The sequence below is a fragment of the Sphingobium chungbukense genome (genome assembly GCF_001005725.1).
Lineage (GTDB): Bacteria > Pseudomonadota > Alphaproteobacteria > Sphingomonadales > Sphingomonadaceae > Sphingobium > Sphingobium chungbukense.
Map to the genome: position 1 here is coordinate 34,295 of NZ_LBIC01000012.1, position 13,234 is coordinate 47,528.

Annotated in this window: 12 protein-coding genes, 1 tRNA gene and 1 pseudogene; 8 read left to right on the top strand and 6 right to left on the bottom strand. The window is 64.5% G+C overall.

What is annotated here, in order from left to right:
• Window positions 1–17: 17 nt before the first annotated feature.
• The gene (locus YP76_RS21520) at window positions 18–1,412 is read right to left on the bottom strand and encodes a protein adenylyltransferase SelO (RefSeq protein WP_046765655.1); all 1,395 of its coding nucleotides are present in this window, start codon (window positions 1,410–1,412) and stop codon (window positions 18–20) included.
• A 40-nt stretch (window positions 1,413–1,452) separates the two neighbouring features.
• On the opposite strand from YP76_RS21520, the gene YP76_RS21525 reads away from it, so the two are divergent.
• The 5 genes and pseudogenes from YP76_RS21525 (at window position 1,453) to YP76_RS28390 (ending at window position 5,924) form a co-directional block, all read left to right on the top strand.
• Window positions 1,453–2,322 carry an alpha/beta fold hydrolase gene (locus YP76_RS21525; protein WP_046765656.1) on the top strand — a complete coding sequence of 290 codons (870 nt, stop codon included), beginning with the start codon at window positions 1,453–1,455 and terminating at the stop codon, window positions 2,320–2,322.
• 16 nt (window positions 2,323–2,338) lie between these two features.
• A pseudogene (locus YP76_RS21530) lies at window positions 2,339–3,498 on the top strand (glycosyltransferase family 4 protein).
• A gap of 93 nt (window positions 3,499–3,591) precedes the next feature.
• Entirely contained in the window at window positions 3,592–4,995 is a 1,404-nt protein-coding gene (locus tag YP76_RS21535) for an NAD(P)H-dependent flavin oxidoreductase (RefSeq protein WP_046765657.1), read from the top strand.
• Window positions 4,995–5,201, top strand: coding sequence for a DUF2093 domain-containing protein (locus YP76_RS21540; RefSeq protein ID WP_046765658.1), 207 nt, complete (start codon window positions 4,995–4,997; stop codon window positions 5,199–5,201). The genes YP76_RS21535 and YP76_RS21540 overlap by 1 nt, the downstream gene beginning before the upstream one ends.
• A 567-nt stretch (window positions 5,202–5,768) precedes the next feature.
• Entirely contained in the window at window positions 5,769–5,924 is a 156-nt protein-coding gene (locus tag YP76_RS28390) for a hypothetical protein (RefSeq protein ID WP_197707420.1), read from the top strand.
• Window positions 5,925–5,949: 25 nt separating this feature from the next.
• On the opposite strand, the gene purU is transcribed toward YP76_RS28390, so the two are convergent.
• Together purU and YP76_RS21550 are read right to left on the bottom strand one after the other, a co-directional pair.
• On the bottom strand, window positions 5,950–6,822 hold the full coding sequence (purU, locus tag YP76_RS21545) for a formyltetrahydrofolate deformylase (protein WP_198147578.1): 873 nt from the start codon (window positions 6,820–6,822) through the stop codon (window positions 5,950–5,952).
• A 179-nt stretch (window positions 6,823–7,001) separates the two neighbouring features.
• Window positions 7,002–8,018 (bottom strand): SPOR domain-containing protein, encoded by a 1,017-nt coding sequence (locus YP76_RS21550; protein ID WP_456320445.1) that lies wholly within the window; start codon window positions 8,016–8,018, stop codon window positions 7,002–7,004.
• 172 nt (window positions 8,019–8,190) lie between these two features.
• Between YP76_RS21550 and YP76_RS21555 the strand changes: the two genes are divergently transcribed.
• The 3 genes from YP76_RS21555 to YP76_RS21565 are packed head-to-tail and all read left to right on the top strand — an operon-like array spanning window position 8,191 to window position 10,814.
• Window positions 8,191–8,910 carry a ParA family protein gene (locus YP76_RS21555; protein WP_046765661.1) on the top strand — a complete coding sequence of 240 codons (720 nt, stop codon included), beginning with the start codon at window positions 8,191–8,193 and terminating at the stop codon, window positions 8,908–8,910.
• Between the two features lie 15 nt (window positions 8,911–8,925).
• Window positions 8,926–9,486 carry a hypothetical protein gene (locus YP76_RS21560; RefSeq protein WP_046765662.1) on the top strand — a complete coding sequence of 187 codons (561 nt, stop codon included), beginning with the start codon at window positions 8,926–8,928 and terminating at the stop codon, window positions 9,484–9,486.
• 14 nt (window positions 9,487–9,500) lie between these two features.
• On the top strand, window positions 9,501–10,814 hold the full coding sequence (locus YP76_RS21565) for an SPOR domain-containing protein (RefSeq protein ID WP_046765663.1): 1,314 nt from the start codon (window positions 9,501–9,503) through the stop codon (window positions 10,812–10,814).
• A 141-nt stretch (window positions 10,815–10,955) separates the two neighbouring features.
• Here the strand turns inward: YP76_RS21565 and YP76_RS21570 are convergent.
• From YP76_RS21570 to YP76_RS21580, 3 genes are all read right to left on the bottom strand, one after another.
• A tRNA-Asn gene (locus tag YP76_RS21570) sits at window positions 10,956–11,030 on the bottom strand.
• A gap of 155 nt (window positions 11,031–11,185) precedes the next feature.
• A complete protein-coding gene (locus tag YP76_RS21575) occupies window positions 11,186–11,986 on the bottom strand; it encodes an SDR family NAD(P)-dependent oxidoreductase (RefSeq protein ID WP_046765802.1) in 801 nt (266 codons plus the stop codon).
• A 23-nt stretch (window positions 11,987–12,009) separates the two neighbouring features.
• Complete coding sequence (locus tag YP76_RS21580; protein WP_232307683.1) at window positions 12,010–13,065, bottom strand: HlyD family secretion protein; 1,056 nt, start codon at window positions 13,063–13,065, stop codon at window positions 12,010–12,012.
• Between the last annotated feature and the right edge of the window lie 169 nt (window positions 13,066–13,234).

Below are 13,234 nucleotides of genomic sequence, written 5' to 3' on the forward strand. Positions count from 1 at the left end.
TGGAGGATAATAGGGCGTTAGGGAAGAGGCGGCGCATCGCCCAGCGCATCGCCCATGTCCCGGATCGACGCGACCTTGGCATGGAGCGGCGCCCAATCGTCCCGCTCGGCAATGGCGTTCCAGATCGCCTCCACCTCGTCGATATGCATGGAGCAGGGCGCCACATCCGCCCAATAGGGATGATCGTTCCGTCCGCTCGCCTCAAATCCGGCAATGGCCTCCCGGAACCCGGCCCATTCCTCCCCGGCATAAGGCGCGCCGTCCCGTACGTCCCCGCCACGCCAGTCCTGAAAGAAGCGGTCGATCGGCGTTTGGCTGCCGGTCATCCCGCGCACCGCCGCCTCGACCATCGTGGATGCCTCGTCCTTCTCCACGACGCCCAGCCGCCAGCAAAACCGCCGGATCATCGCCTCGCCATAAAGCTGGGGAAAGCGCTCCAGCTGCGCGATCAGCGGTTCCGCCTCCACCAAAGGCCGCAGCGACACGGCCAGTTGCGCCACGTCCCAATGGATCGACTCCGCCTGCCGCCCATAGGCATAAAGGCCGAAATGGTCGAAATAGGCGGCGGTGAAGCCCGGCTCCCACAACGGCGTGAACCGCCACGGCCCATAGTCGAAGCTCTCGCCCGTCACATTGATATTGTCGCTGTTGAGCACGCCATGCACGAAGCCCGCGACCATATAGCTCGCCGCCAGATCGGCCGTCCGCTCGACGACCCGCCCCAGCAGTTGCGCGGGCGGATTATCCCCCGGCACCTCGCCGTAAAGCCGCGTCAGTGCATAATCGGTCAATCGCTCCAGCAAAGCCTTGTCGTCATGATAGGCCGCTCGCTGGAACGATCCGATGCGGATATGCGAGTGACTGAGCCGCACCATGACGGCGCCACGTGTGGGGGAGGGTTCGTCGTTCCGCTCCAGCGCCTCGCCCGTTTCGATGATGGAGAAGGTTTTGGACGTGTTTACCCCCAAAGCCTCCAGCATCTCGGTAGCCAGGATTTCCCGCACCCCACCCTTCAGCGTCAGCCGTCCGTCCCCGAAACGGCTGTAGGGCGTCTGCCCAGACCCCTTGGTGCCCAGGTCCAGCAACCGCCCGGCACCGTCCCGCACCTGCGCGAACAGAAAGCCGCGCCCGTCGCCTATGTCGGGATTATATTGCCGGAACTGATGCCCATGATAACGCAGCGCCAGCGGTCCCGGCAGCGATCCCTCCATCGGCGCGAACCGTCCGAAATGCGCCACCCATTCCCTATCATTCAGATCGCCAAGCCCCACGGCCGGCGCCCAGCGGTCGTTGCGGAAGCGCAGGATCGTCTGTGGAAAGTCGGCGGCCGCGACCGGATCGGCGAAATCGGGTTGCAGCGCGGCGATTTCGTTCGCGGGGCTGTATTTGGCGGGTTGCAGGGCAGAGCGCATGCGGCGATATGGGGGATGCAGGGCGGAAGGATCAAGCAGCTTGAGCAGCTATAGCGACGGATATTGGTGGTCCCCCGACGGGTTGAGGCTCCATTATCGTGATTACGCCGGGGGCGAGGATGATCGCCCGCCCTTGCTCTGCCTGCCGGGCCTGACCCGCAATGCTCGCGATTTCGAGCCGCTGGCCGCGCGACTGGCGGGCGACTGGCGCCTGATCTGCCCGGACATGCGCGGGCGCGCCGAAAGCGCGCAGGCGAAAGACCCGATGACCTATGTCCCGCTGACCTATTTGCAGGACATCACCCGCCTGTTGGCCGATCTTGCCATCACCCGCTTCGTCGCCGTCGGCACGTCGCTGGGCGGCATCATCACCATGTTGATCGCCGCCACTCATCGCGAATGGCTGGCGGGCGCGCTGCTCAACGATGTCGGCCCGACGCTGGAGGAGGCAGGCCTCGCCCGCATCCGCACCTATGTCGGCATCGGCCAGTCGCACCCAAGCTGGGTCCACGCCGCCCGCGCGCTGGAGGAATCCAATCGCGACGTCTACCCCGCCTATGGCCTCGATCAATGGCTCGCCATGGCCAAGCGCCTTTACCGCCTCAACAGCGCGGGCCGTATCGTCCTCGACTATGATATGCGCATTGCCGAGCCGCTGCGCGTCGCCAGCGACGAGGCAGGTGTCGACATGTGGCCGGTGATGCAGGCCTTTCGCGGCATCCCGACGCTGCTGCTGCGCGGCGAGCGCTCCGACCTGCTGTCCGCCGTCACTGCCGCTCGCATGGTGGAGGAAATCGGCCCGGACGCGGAACTGGCGATCATTCCCCATGTCGGCCATACCCCGCTTCTCGACGAACCGGCATCGGTCGTCGCGATCGATCGGCTGCTGGCGCGCGTCCTGAATGGCTGACGCGATTTCGGGTGAGATGGACGATTTCGCATCCCGGCGGTCACCGCGAGCAGATCAGCCCCGGTTTTTGCATGTCCACGGCAGCTTCTCGCTGGGTGGCAAGGAAGCGCGCGCGGTGCGCCTGATGAATCTATGGGGTGATCGCGCCCATCACAGCATCGTCAGCGCCGCACCGCACCTGATGAGCGCCCGCGACGCCCTCGATCCTGCCACGCCTGTCGATTTTCCCGACCCGCCGCCGCTTGCCGGCAAGCCGAGCCTCGGTCGCTTCAAGGCGATTGCGGAGTTTCTGGCGCAATATGACCTCATCCTCAGCTATAATTGGGGAGCCATGGATGCGGTGATGGCGCACCGCATCCATGCCCGATCGCTCGCCCTTCCGCCGCTCATCCACCATGAGGATGGTTTCAACGCCGATGAGGCGGGCGGCCTCAAGCCCCAGCGCAACCTCTACCGCCGGCTGGCGCTTCGGCGCGCCCATGCGCTGGTCGTTCCCTCGATCCGCCTGGAGGGGATCGCCCGCACGGTCTGGCGCCAACCTCCGGCCAAGGTTCACCTTATCCGAAACGGCATTGATACTGCCCGTTATGCGCAGCCGCCCGTGCCCGGCGCCATTCCCGCACTCAACCGCACGCCTGGCAAGCTGCTGGTCGGTACGTTGGCAGGCTTGCGTTCGGTCAAGAACATCCCCGTCTCGTCCGCGCCGTCGCCCAGCATCGCGACCGCCTGCAACTGGTGGTGGTGGGGGAGGGGCCGGAGCGCGACGCCATATTGGCGGAAGCCAGCGCTCATGGAATCGACGACCTTTGCATGGCGGGCTTCATGCACGAACCATGGCGTTTCATCGGCTTGTTCGATATTTTCGCCCTTTCCTCCGACAGCGAGCAATTTCCGATCTCTCTGATCGAGGCGATGGCGGCGGGCCTTCCCATAGCCTCGATGGACGTGGGCGATGTCGCCAACATGGTGGCGCCTGAAAACCGGGCATTCGTCGTGCCGGACGACGCCGCATTGGCATCCGCCCTCGGCGCCCTTTCCACCGATGAGGTGCTTCGTCGACGCCTTGGGGAAGCCAATCGCTTTCGGGCGCGTCGTGATTTCACGGAAGACGCGATGGTCGATGCCTATGCACGGCTTTATGGCGAGGCACTATCCAGCCCCCGCATTTTGCGATAGGGCGCCCCCAAATATTCGTCATTCCACTGTAAAGCTGCTATAGAGCGGCGTTTAAGTGGTCGGGGCCACGGGATTTTTGCGCGGGAGATTGCGTTGTTCAAGGGGTTGAAGCCCATCATTTACGGCGGCCGTGAAGTATGGCCGCTGGTCGAGGGCGGCAAGGGGGTAGCCGTTTCCAACCATGCCAGCTCCGGTGCATGGGCCGCTGCCGGCGGTATCGGCACTGTCTCGGCGGTCAATGCCGACAGTTACGACAGTTTCGGCAACGTCATCCCGCAAATCTACCATGGCCGCACCCGTCGCGACCGCCATGAGGAACTGATCGCCTATGCCATCGACGGCGCCGTCGAGCAGGTGAAGCGCGCGTTCGAGATCGCGGGCGGCAAGGGCGCCATCAATATCAATGTGCTGTGGGAAATGGGCGGCGCCCAGCGCGTCCTGCACGGCGTTCTCGAAAAGACAAGGGGCATGGTGGCCGGCGTCACCTGCGGCGCGGGCATGCCCTACAAGCTGAGCGAAATCGCCGCTTCCTACGGTGTCAGCTATCTCCCCATCGTGTCGTCTGGCCGCGCCTTCCGCGCGCTGTGGAAGCGCGCTTATTCCAAGGCGTCGGAATGGCTGGCGGCAGTGGTCTATGAGGACCCATGGCTGGCGGGTGGTCACAACGGCCTGTCGAACGCCGAAGACCCCAAAGTGCCGCAGGACCCCTATCCGCGCGTCAGGGATTTGCGTGCGACCATGCGCGAAGGCGGCATTTCCGACGATGTGCCCATCGTGATGGCGGGCGGCGTCTGGCATCTCAAGGACTGGAACGACTGGATCGACAATCCGGAACTGGGCGCCATCGCCTTCCAGTTCGGAACCCGTCCGCTGCTGACGCAGGAAAGCCCGATCCCCGACGAGTGGAAACAGCGCCTGACCCAGCTTGAGCCGGGCGACGTACTGCTGCATCGTTTCTCTCCGACCGGTTTCTACAGTTCGGCGGTTCGCAACCCCTTCCTGCGCTCTCTTGAGGCCCGCTCCGAACGGCAGATCCCGTTCAGCACCGAACAGGCCGGCGACCACACGCATCAGCTTGACGCAGGCGTGAAGGGCAAGAATTTCTGGGTGACCCGCGGCGATCTGCTGCGCGCCCGCGAATGGGTGGGACAGGGCTTCACCTCTGCGCTCAAGACGCCGGACAATACGCTGGTCTTCGTGACCGAGGAGGAAAAGGCCGAAATCCGCAAGGACCAGACCGACTGCATGGGCTGCCTCAGCCAGTGCGCCTTTTCAAGCTGGATGGACAGCGAGACCAATTCGACCGGCCGTCTGGCCGATCCGCGCAGCTTCTGCATCCAGAAATCGTTGCAGGAAGCTGTCCATGGCGGCGACCTCGACAAGAATCTGCTCTTCGCGGGCCATGGTGCCTACAAGTTCAAGCAGGACCCCTTCTACTCGAACGGGTTCGTGCCGACGGTCAAGCAACTCGTCGATCGCATCCTGACCGGCGACTGATGGCGGATATTCAGGGACTGGCGGTACTGCGTTATGCGACACCGCATTTCGACATCGTGCGCCCGGGGCAGTTCGTGCTCTGCGCTGTTTCGGGTGCGCGGATCGATCTGGATGATCTCAAATATTGGAGCGCCGAGTTCCAGGAAGCCTATCGCGGGCCGGAGGAGGCGACCCGTTCATTCCTGAAGCATCGCGGTCTAGGGTGAATCTAAGCTTCTGATTTCGTGGGAAGTCCGCGAATTTTCGGCCCGGCTTGTGATTTTTCGGGCGGTGCAAGGTCCCATTTCAAGGCATCGCGCACTCGATATGGCGCGTTCGCAAGGCTTTTCACCGCACTTCTCCTATTCCTTTACCATCTCTAATGGTTTATTCTTTCCAAACGAAGCGACGGAGATCGCTCGATCAAGGAAGGATGTGAGTGATGTCGCGTATCGACATTTTTGGTGATCGGATATGTGTGGTGACGAGCCTGCTGATCGTAGGCTGGTTTATCTACAACGTAGCCTTCTGATACACAGGCCGTATCCACATCCTAAAAGGCATTCCGTTTTCCAAGGCCTCTTCGCTGCACCTGACGGCGTGAAACCTGTCTTCAGGACCGCTGAAGTAAAGATATCTTCCCATCTCTCTATCGAATGAATAGATATATGCCCGAGCACAACGCTCCGCGGCTTTTGAAGGATGTCAGCTTGCTCCGCGTCATCAACGGCTAAAGCGCACGGTACTGAAGCGACCACGCAAGGTTTCGTGTTCCTCCTCATCAGGAGAAGACGATGACCCAATATTCCCCTCGCACTCGCAAGCGCCGCCGTCTCGCCGGCGGCCAGCAAATCCATATCCCCCATTCATCCTGGAGCCGCGTGGAACGCGCCCCCGAACGAACGGCGCCGGTCGAACCGGAAGATTTCTGGAGCCGTTTGGGCCTGTAGGATTTGCAGGCGCCAAAAGCGCGGTTCACCGGAAGACCACGGTCTTCCCGCCATTGAGCAGAACCCGCCGGTCGGCGAGCCAGCCGACCGCGCGGGCCAGCACCTGCGCCTCGATATCCCGGCCGATGCGGATCATGTCTTCGGCTGTCGCGCGATGGTCGACCCGTTCCACGGCCTGCTCGATGATCGGCCCTTCGTCCAGATCGGCGGTTACGAAATGCGCCGTCGCACCGATCAGCTTGACGCCGCGTTCATGCGCCCGGTGATAGGGGCGCGCACCCTTGAAACCGGGCAAGAAGCTGTGATGGATATTAACGCAGCGACCGGCAAGTCCGGCGACCAGACCCTCCGACAGAACCTGCATATAGCGCGCGAGGATCAGATATTCCGACTGCGTCCGATCGAAGATGCCGAGCAGCGCGGTTTCCTGCGAGGCCTTGTCGCCGTTGGGAGGCAGTTCATGATAGGGGATGCCGTGCCACTCGGTGATCCGGCGCATGTCTGGATGGTTGGATACCACGCCCATGATGTCGACTGCCAGCGTCCCCGTCTGCCAGCGATGCAGCAGGTCGGCCAGGCAATGCGACCCCTTCGACACCGCGATCAGCATGCGCGGTTTTTCGTCGGCTGCTGTCAGGCGCCAGTCCATGGCGAAACGCGTGCCGATATTGGTGAATTCGCTTCGCAGCCGATCCGTGTCGTTCATATGATCGTCGGTGGCCTCGAATGCGACGCGCATGAAAAAGCGCCCGGCTTCCCTGTCGGCATATTGCTGGCTGTCGGTGATGAAGCCACCGCGCTCGGCCAGAAACTGGCTCACCGCTGCGACGATACCGACCCGGTCGGCACAAGCCAGAGTCAGCACCCAGGATGGAACGACCGGATCACTCACGCGCATCTCCCCGCAAAAACGGGGGAACCGTTGCCTCAAGCCGACGCGTCGATCAACCCGTTATGCGCTTCCGGTTGTCCCAGCTACCGCCAGAGTGAAAAGTCGCTCGACTTTCTCGGCACCCAGCACTGTCTATGACACTTGCCCCATGAGAGAGAATTCCAACCTCTTCTCGGCAAGGTTCCTCACATCTTCTTGGGCATGCATTCGGCGCCAGCCGCCTTGATCGCGCCGCACAGCTTGGCGGCATCGGCGCCGCTCGCCAGCGGCCCGGCCTGCAAGCGGGTCACGCCGCCAGCCGTCAAGATGTAGGGTTGATAGCCCGAAAGGCCTTTGACCTTGCCGCTGAGCTGGCTCCACAATGTCCGCGCCCGCGCTTCGGCGCTGAATGCGCCGATCTGTACCCGCCAACCGCCGCCATTGGCTGCGCTCGGCGTCTCGACCTTGGGAGCAGACGGTTTTGCCGTCGCCACCCTGGGTGCGGGTGCGGGTGCGGGCGCGGCTTTGGGCGTGGGAGCCGCCACGGGCGCAGAGGGCGTTTCGGCTGGCCTGGAAGGCGGCAATGCAGCGGTCCGCAACGGCTTGGGAGTTTCGCGCGACACAGGCATCTCCTGCCTCGGCTCGTCGCTGCCCTGCATGGCCTTTTGTGCCATGGACCGCGCCAGGGCGATGCCGTCATTCCGCTGATCCTGTGGAATGAACTTGTCCATCTGGCGAAGGCTGGTCGTCGCCTGCGCCAGCCCGGAATCCGACGCCCGGGTCATCAACGCATAGGCGCGCACCCAGTTCTTTGCCGTCAGGTCGCCGTTGAACATCGCCGTGCCGACGATATATTGCGCCCGCGGTTCCCCCCGGTCGGCGGCATGCTGCAAATAGGGCAGGGCACCCGCCCGGTCGCCTTGCTGGAACATCAGCAGGCCAAGATTATCCTCGGCGCGCGAATGGCCCTGCGCAGCGGCCTTGCGATACCAGTTGATCGCGGTGGCAGGATCGGCTTTCACGCCGCGGCCCAGCTTATAGGCCTGTCCCATGTTGAACTGCGCATCGGGATCGCCGGCCTGTGCCAGCGGCTGCCATTCCGTTACTGCCTTGCCGTAATCGCCCTGCTGCCAGGCGTCGACGCCTTTTTTTACATCGGCCAGCAGCGGAGATGCCAGACCCAAAATCGTTCCAGCGGCCATCACGCCCCAGATACGCTTCATGCTCATGCTCCCATGGATTCTGTCCATCCTATGCGGGAACAAGGTTAATAGCGACTTAGCGTCAAGAATATCGCTTTTTTCCGCGCTCATCACGCTTCCGCCTGGATTAACCAATTCTTAGGCGCGGCTGTGGCACTCCTTCCACGCAATAGGATTTTCTGGGGGAAGCTGCGTGCGCATATTGGCATTGGCATCGCAAAAAGGGGGGTCGGGCAAGACGACCCTGTCGGGTCATCTGGCCGTTCAGGCTCAAATGGCGGGCGCCGGTCCGGTCGTGTTGATCGACATCGATCCGCAGGGCTCGCTGGCCGACTGGTGGAACGAGCGCGAGGCCGAATATCCCGCCTTTGCCCAGACCACCGTGGCACGCCTTGCCGCCGACCTTGAAATCCTCCGCCAGCAGGGCTTCAAGCTCGCGGTCATCGACACGCCACCGGCGATCACCATGGCCATCCAGAGCGTCATTTCGGTCGCCGAGCTGATCGTCGTCCCGACCCGCCCCAGCCCGCACGACCTGCGCGCCGTGGGTGCCACGGTCGATCTTTGCGAACGTGCGGGCAAGCCGCTGATCTTCGTGGTCAACGCCGCCACCCCCAAGGCGCGCATCACTTCCGAAGCCGCCGTCGCCCTCTCTCAGCACGGCACGGTTGCCCCGGTCACGCTGCACCATCGCACGGATTTCGCCGCCTCGATGATCGATGGCCGCACGGTGATGGAGGTCGATCCCAATGGTCGCTCCGCCGCCGAAGTGACGCAGCTCTGGACCTATATATCCGACCGGCTGGAAAAGAATTTCCGCCGTACCGTCTTCTCGGTTCCGCACAATGCCGTGGGTACGGCAGGGACGGTCCGTCCGGCAAGCGGTGGCTTCGGCCGCCGGATCGCACAGTAAGGGGAGCGGAAAGACATGGCCGAACCGAAACCTCTCGCCTCGCTGACCTCGGGCCTGCTGGCGCGCAAGGGCGCGGCCCAGCCCGCCATGCGCCGTCCGGTGCTGGGCTTTGGCCTCACCTCCGGAGCGAACGCGCTTCAGGAGGATCTGGGCTGGAACGACATGGGCTTCGACGTCACTCAGCCCGAACCGGCTCCGGTCGAACCGCGTTCCGTCGCTGGCCTGACGCCGATGACGGCGGTCCCGACCGCTGCGCCGGTTCCCCCGGTCGTGGCCGAACGCGAGGAACTGGCCGAACGTATCGCGGAAGCCAGTATCCCAGCCAAGGCCCCTACCAAGGTGGCGAAGCCCAAAAAGGCCTCCCAGGTCCGCACCTCTGCCGTTGCGAAGGGACGCAAAGCCGCGTTCACCCTGCGGCTCGACGCCGACCGCCATCTGAAGCTGCGCCTCGCCAGCGCCATTGTCGGCCGTTCGGCGCAGCAGATGGTGACCGAAGCCCTCGACTCTTTCCTGAGCGGTTTACCGGAAATCGACCGGCTGGCCCAACAGCTTCCGCGCGCCCGCGGCGACAATTAAGGAACGGCACATCCATGAAGCGCAAGGCTTTCGCAAAGGCAGCGGTCGCATCGATGCTGATCGGCACGACCATGGTGGGATGTACGGGAGCGGCCTTCCATCCTACGGCCGCCGCGCCGCGGCAGAGCCCGGATCGTCTGGCGGCAAATGTCGAGAAGGCACTGGCCGACCGTGATGGCGCCCGCGCGGTCCAGGCTGCGGAAGCCGCCGTTGAGGCGGCTCCCCATGACGCCCGCTACCGCCAGTTGCTAGGCCGTGCCTATGTCGCGAGTGGCCGTTTCGTTTCGGCGGAAGCCGCTTTGGCGGATGCCATGACGCTCGGCAATCGCGATGCTCGCACGATCATCACCCTGGCACTGGTTCAGGCCGCGCTGGGCAAGGATCGTGCTGCGCGCGACCTGCTTGCCAATCATGCCGATACGGTTCCCGCTGCCGACTATGGTCTGGCCATGGCGATGGCCGGGAATGCGGAGGAAGGCGTTCGCATCCTTTCCCAGGTCATCCATGATCCTTCCGCCACCGCGCAGACCCGTCAGAATCTGGCCTATGCCTACGCGCTGGCTGGCCGGTGGAAGGATGCACGGATGCTGGCGGGTTTCGACCTCGATCCGCTCGCCGCCAATGAACGCATCACCCAATGGGCACAGACCGCGATCCCCGGTCAGCCTGCCCAGCGCGTCGCTGCGCTGATGGGCGTGACGATCGATGGCGCCGATATGGGACAGCCGGTGGCGCTTGCGCTGGCACCCGATCCGGCGCCGGTCCAGATGGCCGCATCGGCGCCTGCCGAACAGACACAGGAAGCCGCGCCTGTCGAGGTGGCTGCTGCCGCTCCCGCACCTGCTGCTGCCCCGCAGCAGGCTGTTGCAGAAGTGCCGGCTCCGATGATCCAGGCCATTGCGACTCCGGTACGCGTCGCCGCAGCCGGCACCGCCAGGCCGCGCCAGGCGGCAGCTCCGGCGCCCATGGCCGCGCCCGCCCGTGCCCGGCAGTTGGCCTTCCGCACCGATGGCAAGGGCAACAGCAATTGGGTGGTGCAGCTTGGAGCCTATGACAATGCCGCCATCGCCAAGGAAAAATGGGTCGCCATGGCCCGTCGAAACGGCGCGCTGGCAAGCCTGCCGGTGCTGACCAGCCAGATCACGGTGAACGGCGCGACGTTCGCGCGTCTGGCCGTCAGCGGCTTTGACGACCGTGCCGAAGCGGTTGCGCTGTGCCGGGCCATCCAGGCCCGCCGCGGTCAGTGCTTCGTGCGTGAGAATGCGGCCGACGCCACGCCGCAGCGCTGGGCGATCGCGACCCGCGGTCGTCAATACGCCTCCCGTTAGGGACTGCTCCCAGGAGGCGCAGTCAGGGCCGCAAGGCGGAGTGCGCGCTTTACGGCGCGCAATCCGGCGATGATCGGGCCGACGCGTCCATCTCCAATGTCATGAAATCCAGCTATTTCCTGCCCGCCGGACGGGCGGAAGTGGCTCCCCGAGTAGGATTCGAACCTACGGCCATTCGATTAACAGTCGAATGCTCTACCGCTGAGCTATCGGGGAGCAACCCGGCTTCCGCCGGGCAGGTCGCGCATATGCCGCCGCCCTGCTGAAATGGCAAGGGCTTCGATCGGCTTGGGCCAGAAAAAATGCAAAAAGAGCACGCGCTTCAAAAGCGACGACAGCTAGGCTCGCTGGAGCCTGGCTGTCCTCAACGATCAGGCTTGGGCGGCCCGGTAACGTGGCGCTACGTCGCTTTTCGAAAGATTGGGACCCATGGTGAGCCTCGCCTCCTGCAAGGCCGTCCATTGGCCCTCGTCCGGCAGCGGGGGGATGGTCACCGTCTCGCCGCGATCGAAGCCGGTCAGTGCCGCATCGACGAGGTCGTCGACCTCCATCACGAAGCCTTCCGGCAAAGCATCGACGTCCTTCCCCGATCTCTCCCATATCTCCGTGCGGGTTGCGCCCGGAAGGACCGCCTGTACGCGGATATTCCGGCCTTCGAGTTGCGCGGCCATGGACTGGCTGAGGTTGAGCAGGAACGCCTTGGTGCCGCTATAGACGCCGTCGAAACTCTCCGGCGCCAGCGCCAGCACGGAGGAGAGGTTGATGATCGCGCCGCCGCCCGCCGCGAGGAACGCCTTGCCTGCGGCCGATGCGAGACGCGTGGTGGCCATCACATTTAGGGCGATGATCCGGGAAAGCGTGGCCGCGTCGTTGTCCAGCAGCCCGCCATTGAGCGACATGCCCGCATTGTTGACCAGCAGCGTGATGTCGCCCGTGGCGAGGCGGCTCTCGACAGTCTTCAGATCGGCCTCGGCGGTCAGGTCCGCCGCGATGACCTCCACCGATACGCCGCTTTGGTCGCGCAAACGCCCGGCAAGGGCGTCGAGCCGCGGTTGGTCCCGTGCGACGAGGACGAGATCGAAGCCGCGCTTCGCCAGCCGGTCCGCATAGACCGCGCCGATACCGGTGGACGCGCCCGTGATGAGAGCGGTCCCTTTTTCCGATTGTGCCATATTCATAACTCCTTGCATGATGATCATTGGGAAAGGCGGACGCGCGCCGTGACCGACAGGCCGGGGCGCAGGGAGGCGAGGCCGGCCTGGTCCGGGTCGAGGCGGATACGCACCGGCACACGCTGGACGATCTTGGTGAAGTTGCCGGTGCCCGGTTCGAAGGGCAGCAGCGCGAAAGAAGAGCCGGAGCCGGGCGCGAAGCTTTCTACATGGCCCTTGAGCGCATTGCCGCGCAGCGCATCCACGTCGATCGAAACGGGCTGGCCGATGCGCATGTCGCGCGTCTGAGTCTCCTTGAAGTTGGCGATCACATAAAGATCGTGGAGCGGCACCAGCGAGAGCAGGCGTGATCCTGCCTGCACATAGTCGCCGACCCGAGCCTGCCGGTTGCCGACCACACCGTTGATGGGCGCGCGGACCAGCGTGTGCCGCTGGTCCTGCCGGGCGAGGTCGAAGGCTGCGGCGGCGCGGCGGCGCTGGGCGACCGCTTTGGCGAGCGCCGCGTCGAGCGTTCCCCGGCGGGCCGAGGTGACGCCCGCCTGCCGCTCGGCGACGATCAGGTCGGCGCGTGCCCGAGCCGCACCCTGCCGCGCGCCGATCGCAGCGGTACGATAGCGGTCGGCCTCCGCACGGGCGACGGCGCCGGTCGCGACCAGCGCCTCATAACGGCGGCGGTCGACATCGCTGCGTCCCGCTTCGGCATCGGTCGCCCGGATCGCCGTGCGCGTGGCGGCGATGTTGGCGGTGGCAAGCCGTTCCTCCGCATGGAGGCTGATGAGGGCGGCGCGGGCATCCGCCACGGCGGCGTCGGCGCCGGCCAGATCCGCTTGAGCCGAGACGACGCGCGCATCGAATTCCTCCGGATCGATGCGCACCAGCGGGTCCCCGCGATGGACGGTCTGGTTGTCGCGCACCAGCACCGCCTCGACCAGCCCGCGTATCTTGGGCGCGACGCTGGTGGTGTCGGCGGCGATATAGGCGTCGTCGGTCGATTCGGCCGAGGGGCGGGATGTGAGCCATGCCGTGCCGCCCAGCGCCACCGCTACGGCCGCGGCGGACATGAGCACGACCCGCGGCACTCTGGGCTCCGCCGGTGCCGGGGGCCCGGCCTGATGCGACGCCTCTGGGCGATCTGGTCTCTCTTCCAGTTCGATGACCCTGTTTTCGATCGTGTCTGTCCGCATGGTCCGGTTCCTGACCCCATTGCATAAATATTATGACTGTCATATATATGATGAATATCATTTG

Bases quoted from the DNA above. Each gene is read 5' to 3' on its own strand.
- YP76_RS21520 (WP_046765655.1), bottom strand. From the start codon at position 1,412: ATGCGCTCTGCCCTGCAACCCGCCAAATACAGCCCCGCGAACGAAATC.
- YP76_RS21540 (WP_046765658.1), top strand. From the start codon at position 4,995: ATGGCGGATATTCAGGGACTGGCGGTACTGCGTTATGCGACACCGCAT.
- YP76_RS28390 (WP_197707420.1), top strand. From the start codon at position 5,769: ATGACCCAATATTCCCCTCGCACTCGCAAGCGCCGCCGTCTCGCCGGC.
- purU (WP_198147578.1), bottom strand. From the start codon at position 6,822: ATGCGCGTGAGTGATCCGGTCGTTCCATCCTGGGTGCTGACTCTGGCT.
- YP76_RS21550 (WP_456320445.1), bottom strand. From the start codon at position 8,018: ATGAAGCGTATCTGGGGCGTGATGGCCGCTGGAACGATTTTGGGTCTG.
- YP76_RS21560 (WP_046765662.1), top strand. From the start codon at position 8,926: ATGGCCGAACCGAAACCTCTCGCCTCGCTGACCTCGGGCCTGCTGGCG.
- YP76_RS21565 (WP_046765663.1), top strand. From the start codon at position 9,501: ATGAAGCGCAAGGCTTTCGCAAAGGCAGCGGTCGCATCGATGCTGATC.
- YP76_RS21575 (WP_046765802.1), bottom strand. From the start codon at position 11,986: ATGGCACAATCGGAAAAAGGGACCGCTCTCATCACGGGCGCGTCCACC.